This window comes from Streptomyces sp. NPDC006197 (genome assembly GCF_040613865.1).
GTDB lineage: Bacteria > Actinomycetota > Actinomycetes > Streptomycetales > Streptomycetaceae > Streptomyces.
In genome coordinates, this window is sequence record NZ_JBEXSZ010000197.1 from 1 (window position 1) to 13,544 (window position 13,544).

General features: G+C 73.2%; 14 protein-coding genes. 7 read left to right on the forward strand and 7 right to left on the reverse strand.

What is annotated here, in order from left to right:
• The first annotated feature begins 211 nt into the window (after positions 1–211).
• The gene (locus ABZ318_RS36315; protein ID WP_356906698.1) at positions 212–787 is read left to right on the forward strand and encodes a hypothetical protein; all 576 of its coding nucleotides are present in this window, start codon (positions 212–214) and stop codon (positions 785–787) included.
• A 12-nt stretch (positions 788–799) separates the two neighbouring features.
• Here ABZ318_RS36315 and otsB read toward each other — a convergent pair whose 3' ends face one another.
• The 3 genes from otsB to ABZ318_RS36330 are packed head-to-tail and all read right to left on the reverse strand — an operon-like array spanning position 800 to position 3,271.
• A complete protein-coding gene (gene otsB, locus ABZ318_RS36320; RefSeq protein WP_356906699.1) occupies positions 800–1,642 on the reverse strand; it encodes a trehalose-phosphatase in 843 nt (280 codons plus the stop codon).
• Positions 1,643–1,702: 60 nt separating this feature from the next.
• Positions 1,703–1,951, reverse strand: coding sequence for a DUF3263 domain-containing protein (locus ABZ318_RS36325; protein ID WP_356906700.1), 249 nt, complete (start codon positions 1,949–1,951; stop codon positions 1,703–1,705).
• A 12-nt stretch (positions 1,952–1,963) separates the two neighbouring features.
• Positions 1,964–3,271, reverse strand: a complete 1,308-nt coding sequence (locus ABZ318_RS36330; RefSeq protein WP_356906701.1) for an extracellular solute-binding protein — start codon at positions 3,269–3,271, stop codon at positions 1,964–1,966.
• Positions 3,272–3,456: 185 nt separating this feature from the next.
• Between ABZ318_RS36330 and ABZ318_RS36335 the strand changes: the two genes are divergently transcribed.
• The 3 genes from ABZ318_RS36335 (at position 3,457) to ABZ318_RS36345 (ending at position 6,597) form a co-directional block, all read left to right on the forward strand.
• Entirely contained in the window at positions 3,457–4,395 is a 939-nt protein-coding gene (locus tag ABZ318_RS36335) for an ROK family protein (RefSeq protein WP_356906702.1), read from the forward strand.
• Complete coding sequence (gene nagA, locus ABZ318_RS36340; protein WP_356906703.1) at positions 4,395–5,549, forward strand: N-acetylglucosamine-6-phosphate deacetylase; 1,155 nt, start codon at positions 4,395–4,397, stop codon at positions 5,547–5,549. The genes ABZ318_RS36335 and nagA overlap by 1 nt, the downstream gene beginning before the upstream one ends.
• 127 nt (positions 5,550–5,676) lie before the next feature.
• Positions 5,677–6,597 (forward strand): 1-phosphofructokinase family hexose kinase, encoded by a 921-nt coding sequence (locus ABZ318_RS36345; RefSeq protein ID WP_356906704.1) that lies wholly within the window; start codon positions 5,677–5,679, stop codon positions 6,595–6,597.
• A gap of 4 nt (positions 6,598–6,601) precedes the next feature.
• On the opposite strand, the gene ABZ318_RS36350 is transcribed toward ABZ318_RS36345, so the two are convergent.
• On the reverse strand, positions 6,602–7,567 hold the full coding sequence (locus ABZ318_RS36350) for a CBM35 domain-containing protein (RefSeq protein WP_356906705.1): 966 nt from the start codon (positions 7,565–7,567) through the stop codon (positions 6,602–6,604).
• A 73-nt stretch (positions 7,568–7,640) separates the two neighbouring features.
• Complete coding sequence (gene cdgB, locus ABZ318_RS36355) at positions 7,641–9,419, reverse strand: diguanylate cyclase CdgB (RefSeq protein WP_356906706.1); 1,779 nt, start codon at positions 9,417–9,419, stop codon at positions 7,641–7,643.
• Positions 9,420–9,679: 260 nt separating this feature from the next.
• Here cdgB and ABZ318_RS36360 point away from each other — a divergent pair, with 260 nt between their 5' ends.
• On the forward strand, positions 9,680–10,243 hold the full coding sequence (locus tag ABZ318_RS36360) for a flavin reductase family protein (protein WP_356906707.1): 564 nt from the start codon (positions 9,680–9,682) through the stop codon (positions 10,241–10,243).
• A gap of 5 nt (positions 10,244–10,248) precedes the next feature.
• Here the strand turns inward: ABZ318_RS36360 and arfB are convergent, their stop codons facing one another.
• Complete coding sequence (gene arfB / locus ABZ318_RS36365) at positions 10,249–10,686, reverse strand: alternative ribosome rescue aminoacyl-tRNA hydrolase ArfB (RefSeq protein ID WP_030693146.1); 438 nt, start codon at positions 10,684–10,686, stop codon at positions 10,249–10,251.
• A 139-nt stretch (positions 10,687–10,825) separates the two neighbouring features.
• On the opposite strand from arfB, the gene ABZ318_RS36370 reads away from it, so the two are divergent.
• Positions 10,826–11,401, forward strand: coding sequence for a TerD family protein (locus tag ABZ318_RS36370; protein WP_093874825.1), 576 nt, complete (start codon positions 10,826–10,828; stop codon positions 11,399–11,401).
• A gap of 69 nt (positions 11,402–11,470) precedes the next feature.
• On the forward strand, positions 11,471–11,986 hold the full coding sequence (locus ABZ318_RS36375; protein ID WP_356906709.1) for a GNAT family N-acetyltransferase: 516 nt from the start codon (positions 11,471–11,473) through the stop codon (positions 11,984–11,986).
• A gap of 8 nt (positions 11,987–11,994) precedes the next feature.
• On the opposite strand, the gene ABZ318_RS36380 is transcribed toward ABZ318_RS36375, so the two are convergent.
• A complete protein-coding gene (locus ABZ318_RS36380; RefSeq protein ID WP_356906710.1) occupies positions 11,995–13,389 on the reverse strand; it encodes a M1 family metallopeptidase in 1,395 nt (464 codons plus the stop codon).
• Between the last annotated feature and the right edge of the window lie 155 nt (positions 13,390–13,544).

Consider the following 13,544-nt stretch of genomic DNA (forward strand, 5'->3'; position numbering starts at 1 on the left):
GTGTAGGCGCAGCCGTTGGCCCAGTCGGTGCCGTGGTTGGGACCGGCCAGCGAGACCCAGGCGTCGATCTTTCCGCTGCCGCCCAGGTTCTTGGCTGCCGCCCGGCTGGTCCGCGGCCATCCAGCGGCACCGCAAACGCCGTACCGAGGAAGCCGACGCGGCCCAGCGGCGGTTCAGCCCCGACGCCGCCACCGAACGCACCCCGGCGGCGGTGCCCCGCACCCGGCGGCTGCCGGCCCGCGGCCCCCGGCCCTCGCCGGCCCCGCGGTCCCGGCGCACCGGGCCGCTGATCGCCGTGGCCGTGGCCGCGCTGCTCGCGGGAGGCGGCGGCGTGTACCTGGTGAGCCGGCCCGGGAACGAGACGCCCGGCCCCGTCCGACAGGACCTGCGGCTGGCGCTCGTGGAGCAGACCGAGGCCGGGGAATGCACGGACAAGCTGGCCCCGCCGACCTTCTACGACGAGCAGGCGAAGGCCTGCTACCGCATCTCCACCCGCGACGACGACCGCATGAGCGTCAAACGGCTCAGGCAGGCGCGGACCGTGTTCGCCGACGAGCGGTGGACGATCACGATGACCTTCGGCGACGAGGACGGCCGGCGGTTCACCGCCCTCACCGAGCGCGCCGCCCAGCGGCAGACACCGCGGAACCAGATCGCCATCGTCCTCGGCGACCGGCTGCTCAGCGCCCCCTCGGTCTCCGCCCCCATCCCCGGTAACGAGATCCAGATCAGCGGCAACTTCACGAAGAACGACGCGGAGGCGCTGACCAGGGAACTCGGCGGCTGACCGCCGGGCCCCTCAGCCCTCCCGTACCGCCCTCGCCAGTTCCGTCAGGAACTCCACGACCCCCGAGGGGCCCGCCACCGCGAGGTCCGCGCGGCCGGCCAGCTCCGGGACCTCGGTGGAGCCGCTGCACACCAGCACGCCCGGGGTCCCGTCGGAGCGGAGCTTCTCGACCGCCGCGAAGGCCGGCAGGTCGCCCAGGTCGTCGCCCGCGTAGAGCACGGACCCGGCGCCCACCTCCCGTACGTACTTCGCGAGGGCCACGCCCTTGTCCATGCCCGGCGGCCGCAGCTCCAGGACCATGCGGCCGGGCTCCAGGACCAGGCCGTGGGCGACGGCCAGCTCGCCCAGCGGGCCCTTGAGGGCCTCGAAGGCGCCCTCCGGGTCCTGGGCGCGCCGGGTGTGGACCGCGACCGCGCGGCCCTTCTCCTCGATCCAGACGCCCGGCCAGGCCCCGGACCGGTCCAGGAAGCCGGGGAGCTCGGCGCGGACGGAGGCCACGCCCGGGTGCGGGGCGGCGGCCTGCACGGTGCCGGTGACGGCGTCCCAGCGTTCGGCGCCGTAGTGGCCGAGGACGACGAGGTGCTCCAGGCCGGGGACGCCGGCGAAACCGCCGTAGCGGACGGCGACCCCGGCGGGGCGGCCGGTCACGACGGCGATGGAGCCGACCTGGGGGGCGAGGGCGGCGAGGGCGGCCACGGCACCGGGGTGGGCGCGGGCCTGCTCGGGGTCGGGGACGATCTCGGCGAGGGTGCCGTCGAAGTCGAGGGCGACGACGGCGTTCGCCGGGCGCGCGAGGAGCGCGTCCAGACCGTCGCGGCCGGCGGGTGTGGTCGGGTGCTGAAGGCTGCTGACCATGTTCCCGACCCTACCCACGCGGGGGGAGTCTCGTCAGCGTGGCCGGGGTCACCCGTACCGTCATCCCCTCCGCCGCTGCTTCTCCTCCCGGACCCGGCGCAGCCGGTTGACGGTCACGGGGTCGTGGGCCAGGGCGCGCGGGTCGTCGAGGAGCGCGTTGAGCAGCTGGTAGTAGCGGGTCGGGGAGAGCCCGAGCCGCTCGCGGACGGCCCGCTCCTTGGCGCCGGGACCGGGCCAGGAGCGGCGTTCGACGGCGAGGAGCGCCTGCTCGCGCTCCCCGAGTCCACTGCTGTCGGCCTCTTCGGTCATACGACCAACCTATTACTCCGCGTTCTCCGCCGCCGTCGCCGCCCGGCCGATCCGGCCGAGGACGTCGGCGGGGCGGCCGCCGGGGGCGACGGCCCTGCCGATGTTCTGCTTGACGTCCTCGCTGACCTTGGCCCAGGAGGTCTTGCCGACCGGCGGGAGCTGCGCGTCGGGGAGGACCTTGAGGAAGACGCGCAGGTTGGCGTGGGCGGGGTCGGTCTCCATGCGGGTGGAGGCGGTGACGGTGACCGGCAGCAGGTCGTTGTCCCCGGCGAACTTCAGGACGTTCTCGTCGCTGAAGACGAAGTTCAGGAAGTCGCCGATCTCCTTGCGGTGACCGTTCTGCTTGAAGCCCATGATCCAGTCGGCGACGCCCATGGAGGTCTTGGGCAGGCCGTCGACGCCGGGGAGGGGGACCTGCCCGACCTGGACGCCCTTCTTCGCGGCCTCCTTGAGGAGCGAGGGGTGGCCGTTGAGCATGCCGACCTCGCCGTTCGCGAAGGCGGCGAAGGCGGCCTTGCGGTTGAGCTTGCCGGGGGCGACCGGTCCGGTGAGGTCCTTGCCGACGAGGTTCTTGCGGAGCCACTCGAAGGTGCGGATGTTGGCGTCGGAGTCGACGGCGTAGCGGTCGGAGGCGTCGGTCCAGCCGCCTCCGCCGCTGAGCAGCCACATGAGGGCCTCGGCCTGGGCCTCCTCGGGGCCGAGGGGCAGCGCGAAGGGGGTGGCGACCCCCTTGGCCCTGAGCTTCTCGGCGGCCTCGACGAGCTCGTCCCAGGTGGTGGGGGCCTTGGCGCCGGCCTCCTGGAAGAGGGCCTTGTTGTAGAAGAGCGGCCGGGTGGAGGCGACGAAGGGCATGCCGTACTGGGTGCGCTTGTACTCGCCGGCCGCGACGAGGGGGCCGAGGAAGTTCGCCTGGACGGGTATGGAGAGGAGTTCGTCGGCGGCGTAGAGCTGTCCGGCGGCCGCGTAGTCGGCATAGGCGCCGATCTGCGCGAGGTCGGGGGCCTTGCCCGCCTTGACCATCTCGGCGACCTTGCGGTCGACGTCGTCCCAGGACTCGACCTGGACCTCGACCCTGACGCCGGGGTGCTTCGCCTCGAAGGCGGCGACGAGGTCGGTCCAGTACTTCTTGGTGGTGTCGCCGCCGGTCAGGTCGTAGTCGGCGGCGACCAGCCTCAGGGTCACGTCGCCGGAGTCGCCGCCCAGTGCGCCGCAGCCGGCGACCGTCGCGGTCAGTCCGAGGGCGGCGGCGGCCGCGGTCAGTCCAAGGAATCGTCGCCGCTCCACGGCTTCATCCACCTTTTGCTCGTCGTTGAGCTGCATGTTTGCTCGTCTTCAGGGCGCAAGTCTCTCCCGCGGGCAGGTATGAGGTCTAGTCCACTCGGGTATCACTTCCGCAACTGCGGCGGGAGCATGACCGCATGACGGCCCCCGAATTTGTATCCGCGCGCAACAATCCTCGGAAGTGGACTAGACCTTTTGGGTCCCCTCGCGACACACTGTCCCCCGTGAGACACGTCATCGCCCTGGATGTGGGCGGCACCGGCATGAAGGCCGCCCTCGTCGGCGCGGACGGCACCCTGCTGCACGAGGCCCGCCGCGCCACCGGGCGCGAGCGCGGCCCCGAGGCCGTGGTGGAGACCATCCTCGGCTTCGCCGAAGAGCTCCGCGCCCTCGGCCAGGAGCGGTACGGAGAGCCCGCCGCGGCCGCCGGAGTCGCCGTCCCCGGCATCGTCGACGCCGAGAACGGCATCGCCGTCTACGCCGCCAACCTCGGCTGGCGCGACGTTCCCATGCGCGAACTCCTCAGCCGCCGGCTCGACGGCGTCCCCGTCGCCCTCGGCCACGACGTCCGCACCGGCGGCCTCGCCGAAGGCCGCATCGGCGCGGGCAACGGCGCCGACCGCTTCCTCTTCGTCCCCCTCGGCACCGGCATCGCCGGAGCCATCGGCATCGGCGACCGCATCGAGGCCGGCGCCCACGGCTACGCCGGCGAGATCGGCCACATCGTCGTCCGCCCCGGCGGCACCGACTGCGGCTGCGGCCAGCGCGGCTGCCTGGAGCGGTACGCCTCCGCCTCCGCCGTCTCCCTCGCCTGGGCCGAGGCCAGCGGCGACCCCGACGCCGACGCCGCCGACTGCGCGAAGGCCGTCGAGGCCGGCGACCCCACGGCCGCACGGGTCTGGCAGGACGCCGTCGACGCCCTCGCCGACGGGCTCGTCACCGCGCTCACCCTGCTGGACCCCCGCACGCTCATCATCGGTGGCGGTCTCGCCGAGGCCGGGGAAACCTTGTTCACACCACTCCGGGCCGCCGTGGAGGAACGCGTCACGTTCCAGAAGCTGCCCGCCATCGTCCCGGCGGCCCTCGGGGACACCGCCGGATGCCTGGGCGCGGGCCTCCTCGCCTGGGACCTTCTCTCCCTCGACTCGGAGGTTTCCGCCTGATGGCCGATCACAAGGTTCTCGCCGGCGCGCACGTCGTGCTGCCCACCGGAACGGTCGAGAACGGACGCGTGATCGTCGACGGCGACCGCATCGCCGGCTCGGCGCCCGAGGGCGCCCCGACCGTCGACCTGACCGGCCACTGGCTCGTCCCCGGCTTCGTCGACCTGCACAACCACGGCGGCGGCGGCGCCTCCTTCACCTCCGGCACCGTCGACGAGGTCCTCAAGGGCGTCCACACCCACCGCCTGCACGGCACCACCAGCGTCGTCGCCTCCTTCGTCACCGGCGAGATGGACTTCCTCGCCCGGCGCGCCGGACTGCTCTCCGAGCTCGCCGAGCAGGGCGACCTCGCCGGCCTCCACTTCGAGGGCCCCTTCATCTCCCCCTGCCGCAAGGGCGCCCACGACGAGACCCTGCTCCGCGACCCCGACCCGGCCGAGGTCCGCAAGCTGATCGACGCCGCCCGCGGCCAGGCCAGGATGGTCACCCTCGCCACCGAGCTGCCCGGCGGCCTCGACTCCGTACGCCTCCTCGCCGAGCACGGCGTCATCGCCGCCATCGGCCACACCGACGCCACGTACGAGCAGACGCGGGCGGCCATCGACGCGGGCGCCACCGTCGCCACCCACCTCTACAACGCGATGCCGGGCCTCGGACACCGCGCCCCCGGCCCCATCGCCGCCCTCCTGGAGGACGAGCGGATCACCGTCGAGCTCATCAACGACGGCACCCACCTCCACCCCGCCGCCCTGGAACTCGCCTTCCACCACGCGGGACCCGAGCGCGTCGCCTTCATCACCGACGCCATGGACGCCGCAGGCTTCGGCGACGGCCGCTACATGCTCGGCCCGCTCGCGGTCGACGTGAAGGACAGCGTCGCCCGCCTCGTCGAGGGCGGCTCCATCGCCGGCTCCACCCTGACCCTGGACCGCGCCTTCAAGCGCGCGGCCACCGTCGACGCCCTGCCGGTCGAATCGATCGTCCAGGCCATCTCCGCCAACCCGGCCCGCCTCCTCGGCATGTACGACCGCGTCGGCTCCCTGGAGCCCGGCAAGGACGCCGACATCGTCGTCCTCGACGCCGGGTTCGAGCTCAGGGGCGTCATGCGCAAGGGCGAATGGATCGTTGACCCGGCGACGGGCACAGCCGCCTGATCAGGCGTCACGCGCGAAGGCGGTCGGCCGCGGGTCTGGGCCAACCGCCTTTCCTTTGGCATGATCGGTGCCCGTCGGAACGCACGTTCCGCAGGACTTCACACGGAGTACGGGGGGCGGACAGGTCGTGATCCTCACGGTCACCCTCAACACGGCACTGGACCTCACCTACCGGGTCCCCGCCCTCACCCCGCACGCCTCCCACCGGGTCACCCAGGTCATCGAGCGGCCCGGCGGCAAGGGACTCAACGTCGCCCGCGTCCTCGCCGCCCTCGGGTACGAGACGGTCGCCACCGGCTTCGCGGGCGGCGCCACCGGCGCGACACTGCGGGACCAGCTCGCGCCGACGCCCGTACGGGACGAACTCGTCGAGACCGCCGGGCCCACCCGCCGCACGGTCGCGGTCGTCGACACCGCGAGCGGGGACACCACCCAGCTCAACGAACCGGGCCCGACCGTCACCGCCGACGAGTGGACCGCCTTCCGCACCCGCTTCACGGCGCTCCTCGACGGAGCCCGCGCGGTCGCCCTCTGCGGCAGCCTCCCGCCGGGCATCCACGTCGGCGCGTACGCGGAACTCGTCCGCCTCGCCAGGACGGCCGGCGTCCCCGTCCTCCTCGACACCAGCGGCGAACCCCTCCGGCGCGGCATCGCCGCCCGCCCCGACCTGGTCAAGCCCAACGCCGAGGAACTCGCCCAGCTCACCGGAGCCCGCGAACCCCACCGGGCCACCCGCGACGCCCGCCGCCGGGGCGCCCGCGCGGTGGTCTCCTCGCTCGGCCCCGAGGGCCTGCTCGCCGCCACCCCCGAGGGCGTCTGGCGCGCGGCCCCGCCCGCCGCCGTGAAGGGCAACCCCACGGGCGCCGGCGACTCCGCCGTCGCCGGCCTCCTCTCGGGCCTGGTCGACGACACCCCCTGGCCCGACCGCCTCACCCGCGCGGTCGCCCTCTCGGCGGCGACGGTCCTCTCCCCGGTGGCCGGGGAGTTCGACCCGACGGCGTACGAGGAACTGCTGACGCGGGTGAAGGTCGTCGAGGAGACCCCCTGAGGGGTCAGCCCTTACCGGTGTGGCCGGCCTCCAGGTAGACCTGGTCGAGGATCGCCTCGCACGAGTCGCCCGGCTCGCAGGAGATCTTGAGCGCGTTCGAGCCCTTGTTGAGGTTCACGTAGGAGTAGGTGTAGGTCCAGCCCTTCTCCCAGTCGCCCTCGGGGGCGTTCGCGAAGTTCTTCATGTTGATCTCGCGGGGCGCCTCGCCGTTGACCGTCAGGGACGTCTTGGCGTCCTTGCCGGGCACGCTGTACGTGATGCGGAGCGTGTACTCGCCGGTGTTCGGCACGTCGACCGACCAGCTCGCGGAGCTGCCCACGCCGCTCAGGGTCACGTAGGCGCCGTTCGTGCCCTTCGCGCCCTTCACGCCGGTCCCCGTCGTGGCCGTACCGCCCAGCGTCAGCGTCGCCGCGTCCTGCTTGGGGAGCTCCTCCGGGGTCTTCTCGGCGCTCGGCTCCGTGCTCGGCGTCTCGGAGACCTGGGAGGGCGCGGTCGACGGGGTGTTCCCGCCGGCCTTGTCGTCCTTGTCGTTCTCCTTGCCCGAGTTCGTGATCAGGGCCGCCGCGATGCCGACCACCACGACCGCCACGACCGCGACCGCGCCGATCAGGAGGCCCCGGGTGTTGGGGCCCCGGCCGGAGCCGCCGCCGCGCTGGGGCGGGATCGGGCGGGTCTGCGGCTGGGCGCCGTAGGTCTCGGGCGCCGCGTACTGCGCCTGCGGCTGGCCGTACGGGGCCTGCTGCTGCGGCGGCACGTACGCCTGCTGCTGGTGGCCGTACTTGCGCTCGCCGACCGTCCTGACCTGGTTGTACGAGGTCCGGGGCACGCCCGGCTGCGCGGGGGCGGGGCCGGGGTAGCCGTAGCCGCCGCCCTGCGGGGGCCGGGCACCCGCTGCCTGGCCGTCCTCGTAGAGGTAGCCGAACGGATCGTCGTCCTCGGGCGTGTTCGCGCCGTCGTTTCCGGCAGCCATCCGGGTCATCCTCTCCATGCTCGCCAGCCGTCGCCGACCGGCCGAGCCTACCCCGAACGGACCAGCGCGCGGCTCAACCGGCCCGCCGGTGGACCTTGGCGCGGGAGCGTTTCTCCACGTACATCCGCTGGTCCGCCGAGTTCAGGACCTCTTCCACGGTCATCCCGCACTCGGCCCAGCCGATGCCGAAACTCGCCCCGACACGGACCGCCCGCCCGTCCACCCGGATCGGCGGGATGATCGCGTTGCGCAGGCGCACGGCCAGGTCGGCGGCGTCGGCGGCGCCGAGGCCGTCGGCGAGGACGACGAACTCGTCACCGCCGAGCCGGGCGACGGTGTCGCCGTCCCGCACGCCGGTGGTGAGCCGGCGCGCGACCTCGATGAGGACGGCGTCGCCGGTGTGGTGCCCGAAGCGGTCGTTGATCGACTTGAAGCCGTCGAGGTCGCAGAAGAGGACCGCGAGCCCCTTGGTCCCGTCGTCGGTCTCGCCGCCCGTGGGCGCGACGATGTGGACGTGGTGGTCGTACGGCCCGGAGCCGCCCGCCGGCTCGAAACCGAAGCCGTGCTCGTGCTCGTGCTCGTACGGCTGCGGCTGCGGCTCGTAGCCGGAGTCGTACGAGGGGTCGTGCTCGTACTGCTGCGGTTCGTAGCCGCCGTCGTGACCCGTCCCGTAGCCGCCGTCCCGCCGCGAGTCGTACGCGCCGCCGTACGCCGCCTCGCCCCCCGGTGCCGACGGGCGCTCGCAGAGCCGGGCGGAGAGCCGGGAGCGCAGCTCGGCGCTGTTGGGGAGGCCGGTGAGGGCGTCGTGCGAGGCGCGGTGGGCGAGCTGGAGCTCGTGCCGCTTACGCTCCTCGATGTCCTCGACGTGGGTGAGGAGGAAGCGGGGGCCGTCGGCGGTGTCGGCGACCACCGAGTTCCGCAGGGAGACCCAGACGTAGGTGCCGTCCCGCCGCCCGAGCCGCAGCTCGGCCCGGCCGCCCTCGGCGGAGGTGCGCAGCAGGGTGCCTATGTCCTCGGGGTGGACGAGGTCGGCGAAGGAGTAGCGCCGCATGACGGAGGCGGGCCGGCCGAGGAGCCGGCACAGGGCGTCGTTGGTGCGGAGGAGCCGGCCGTGCTGGTCGCCGCCCATCTCGGCGATGGCCATGCCGGAGGGGGCGTACTCGAAGGCCTGCCGGAAGGACTCCTCGCTGGCCCGCAGGGCCTGCTGCTCGCGCTCCAGGCGGACCAGGGCGCGCTGCATGTTGGAGCGGAGGCGGGCGTTGCTGATGGCGATCGCCGACTGCGAGGCGTACATCTGGAGCGCCTCCTGGCCCCAGGGTCCGGGGTGCCGGCCGTTGCGCGGGCGGTCGACGGATATGACGCCGAGGAGCTCGCGGCCGGAGCCGGACGGGGCTCCCGCCGCGCGGGCGGAGCCGAGCGTGGGGGCGTACATCGGGGCGTAGAGGCGGTCGTGCGGGTGCCACTCGTCCTCGAAGCGGGGCGCGGGGCCGTCGGTGTGCCACTGGGGGACGTCGTCCTCCATGAGGACCCAGCCCTCGGTGTGCGGGATGAACCGCAGGTCGCCCCAGGCGACGCCCATGGCCAGGCGGCGGTCCCAGGAGGAGCGGGAGCCGACGCGGCCGGTGATCAGGGCCTCCGCGGCCGAGCTTCCGGCGAAGGCGGCGACGACGAGGTCACCGTCGGGGCGGACGAGGTTGACGCAGGCCAGCTCGTAGTTGAGACCGGCGACCACACCGTCGGCGACGGTCTGCAGGGTGTCCGCCAGGCTCCGGGCAGTGTTGAGGTCCGCCACGACCTGATGCAGCTGCCGCAGGGTCGAGAGACGGACGTAAGGCTCCGACTCGGTCTCCATCGCTCGCTCTCCCCGAGACCTCGACAGCAACTCCAGGGTTCTCATCGGCTTCGTACTGCACTGTCACCGCCACTGAATCACAGCGAGCTCCGCACCCGGTACACAGGGTCAACAATTACCGGCCTCTGTGACTCAAGTCACAGCAGCTCGCGGCGGGTCCTCCCGCCTGCGGCATATGCCAGGACCTAGGTCCGGCGCCCGTGCCCGGCTGGTCCCCCGGCCCGATGCGGGACGCGAGCCGCCGGGGCTAGCGTGCGAGGGTGCTACAGAAGACACCCGCCCCACCCCCCGTCTCCGACCTGGCCATCCCTCATGCTGAGGGGGTGAGCAACGACGAGTTCCGGGCGGCGATGGCCCGCCTCGCGGCAGGCGTGGTCCTGGTGACCGCGCACGACCCCGACGACGGCCCGCGCGGCGAGGACGTCGGCATGACGGCCACCGCCTTCATGTCGGTCTCCCTCGACCCGCCCCTGGTGCTCGTCAGCCTCCGCAACGGCTCCCGCATGGACGACCTGCTCGCCGACGTCCCCGTCTGGGCCGTGTCGATCCTCGCCGAGGACCAGCGGCACGTCGCCGGGCGCTTCGCCATGAAGAACCGGGTCAGCGACCGGCTCCTCTTCGCCGACCTGCCGTACACGCGCGGCGAGGAGAGCGGCGCCCCGCTCATCGGCGGCGCGCTGTCGGTCCTGGAGTGCCGCACGGAGAACCGGGTCGTGGCCGGAGACCACACGCTGGTGGTGGGCCGGGTCCTGACGGTCGGCCTGCCCTCGGGGGGCGGCGGCCCGCTGACGTACTTCCAGGGGAAGTACCGCCGACTGGGCTGACCCGCTCAGCCCCAGTCGCGGGACTGGCGGGTGCGCTTGGTCTCCGAGCGCTGCTTCTTCTCGCGCAGCCGCCGCTCGTTGATCCCGCGCGGGATCTTCGTCGGACGGCGGGGCTTCGGCGGCGGGGCCGTCGCCTCGGCGAGGAGCGCGGCCAGGCGGACCGCCGCCGTCTCGCGGTTGCGCCACTGGGAGCGGTGCTCCGAGGCGCGGACCGTCACGACGCCGCCCACCAGGCGGGAGGCGAGCCGTTCCAGGGCTCGGGCCTTCCACACCTCGGGGAGCGCGTCGGTGGCCGCGAGGTCGAAACGGAGCTCCACCTGCGAGTCGCTGGTGTTCACGTGCTGACCGCCCGGCCCCGACGACCGCGAGAAACGCCACTGGAGCTCGGCCTCGGGCAGCGAGACGGAGCCGCGGATGGGATACGGACCGGACATGCCCCCCATGTTCCCCGGAGGGGCCGGTACGAGTCATCCTGTTTTCGCGCGACCGCCCACGCGGCACGCGCGCGTGGGGACGGCGGGAACCGCCGGCGGCCGAACCGCGTTTCTCCAGGCGACGACAGAACGATGAAAGGGACTTTCCATGGCTGTGAGCCTGTCCAAGGGCGGCAACGTCTCCCTGACCAAGGAGGCCCCGGGCCTCACCGCCGTCACCGTGGGCCTCGGCTGGGACGTCCGCACCACCACCGGCACCGACTTCGACCTGGACGCCTCCGCGATCGGCGTGGACGCCGCCGGGCGCGTCGCCTCGGACGCCCACTTCGTCTTCTTCAACAACAAGTCGACGCCCGACCAGACCATCGTGCACACCGGTGACAACCGCACCGGCGAAGGCGGCGGCGACGACGAGCAGATCAACGTCAACCTCGCGGCCCTCCCGGCCAACGTCGACAAGATCGTCTTCCCGGTCTCCATCTACGACGCGGTGTCCCGCTCGCAGAACTTCGGCCAGGTCCGCAACGCGTACATCCGCATCGTGAACCAGGCCGGCGGCACCGAGATCGCCCGCTACGACCTCTCCGAGGACGCCGCCGTCGAGACGGCCATGATCTTCGGCGAGCTGTACCGCAACGGCGCCGAGTGGAAGTTCCGCGCGGTCGGCCAGGGCTACGCCTCGGGTCTGGAGGGCATCGCCCGCGACTTCGGCGTCAACCTCTAAGGACGTCTGACGCACCGGCACCAGGTGGGGCCCCGGCGGAATCCGCGCCGGGGCCCTACCCTTCTCCGCGTGATCGTCGAACCCCTCCCGCGCACGGAAGCGCACGCCCTCCCCGGGCCGCTGCTCACCGAACTCACCGCGCTGTACGCGTCGAACCAGGAGTTCCACCAGCTCAGCGGCGACTTCCCCGATCCCGACGACATCCGGCCCGAGCAGGTCGCCGCCGCCCTCGCCGACGAGCTCGCGCAGCCGACGGCCGAGGTGCTCCTCGCCCGCGCGGAGGGACGGCTCGTCGCCGTCGCGGTCACGCTCGGCCGCCACCCCGACCCGCTCCAGACCGACCCGTGGCTCGGCCTGCTGATGGTCCACGCCGACGCGCGGCGCGCCGGGTACGGCCGCCGGCTCGCCACGTACATCGAGACCGGCTTCCGCGCCGAGGGCCGCACCGGACTGCGGCTCGCCGTCCTGGAGAACAACCCGGAGGCACTGGCCTTCTGGACCGCGCTGGGCTACGAGGAGACGGACCGGCGCCCGGACCTCGCCCACGGCCGCCCGTGCGTCGTGATGCGGAAGTCCCTGCTCTAGAGGATGTCTCAGGGCTTGGCCGGCTTCCCGTCGCCGTAGAGCCAGACGTCCCACAGCGCGTCGAGGTCACGGCCCGCCACGCTCTCCGCGTAGGCCGTGAAGTCGTCCGTGGTGGCGTTGGCGTGGCGGTACTTCGCGGCCCAGCCCCGCAGGATCTCGTCGAAGACGCGGTCGCCGACCGTCTCGCGCAGCTTGTGCAGGACCATCGCGCCCCGCTGGTACACGGGCGGGTCGAAGAGGTTCTCGGCGGCGGGCGGGGCGGCCGGCGGGAAGGCCCAGTTCGTGTCCTGGGCGAAGGCCCGCTCGAAGCGGGTGCGCGCGGGCACGTGCTCGTACTCCTCCGAGTACAGCCACTCCGCGTACGTCGCGAAGCCCTCGTTCAGCCAGATGTCCCGCCAGGTCTCCGGCGTGACCGAGTTGCCGAACCACTGGTGCGCCTGCTCGTGGACGAGGGTCGTCCGGTCGAAGGAGCGGGCCGGGAAGACGGGCCGGGTCTGGGTCTCCAGGGCGTAGTGGAGGCTCCCGTTCTCGGTGACGACGGCCCCGGCGGCGGAGAAGGGGTAGGGGCCGAAGCGTTTCACCTGGCGGGCGAGGATCCCGGGGATCTCCTTCCTCAGCGCGGCGCTGGCCACCGCGGCGGGGGGCTCGGCGGCGGTGAGGACGGGCACGGTGCCGAGGGCGGTCGCCGTCCCCGTCTCGTACCGGCCGATCGCGACCGTCGCGAGGTAGCTCGCCATCGGTTCGGCCGTGTGCCACACGGTGGTGACGCGCCCGTCCTGCTCGGTGCGCCGCGCGGTCCTGACGCCGTTGGAGACGCCTTCGACCCCGGCGGGGAGGGTGAGCGTGAGGTCGTAGGAGGCCTTGTCGGAGAGGTGGTGGTTGCCGGGGAACCAGGTCATGGAGCCGGTGGGTTCGCCCACGGCGACCGCCCCGCCCGGCGTGCGCAGCCAGCCCTCCTCCGAGCCGTCGGCGTCCGTGATCGGTTCGGGCACGCCCGAGTAGGTGACGGTGGCCCGGAACTCCGCCCCTTCGGGGAGTTCCTCGCGGGGGCGGAGGGTCAGCTCGTTCCCGGCCCGGTTGTACGCGGCGGGGGTGCCGTCGACGGTCGCGCGGCGCACGGTGAGGCCGGCGAGGTCGAGGTTGAAGGCGCTGAGGTCCTGGGTGGCGCGGGCGGTGATCTCGGCGGTGCCGTCGAGGCGGCCGGAGGCGGGGTCGTAGGCGAGGGTGAGGCCGTAGTGCCCGACGTCGTAGCCGCCGTTGCCGAGCTTGGGGAAGTACGGGTCGCGCAGTCCGGCGGCCCCGGGGGTGCCCCGGACGCCGCTGCCGATGCCGGTGCAGCCGGCCGCGAGCAGCACGAGGGTTGCGGCGAGGGCGGCGACTGAGGTCCGGCTGCGCTGTGACACGTACCGATCTTAAAAGGTCAAAAACGAAAAAAGGTGGTGGCGCCCGGCGGGGGATCCGGGCCCGACTGGGGGCAGCGCTCGGACGCGATCTGGATGTGCGGCGGTTTGATACGGGTCTGGCGCGGGCGGTACGAGGAGGTCGTCCGGCTCGTCGG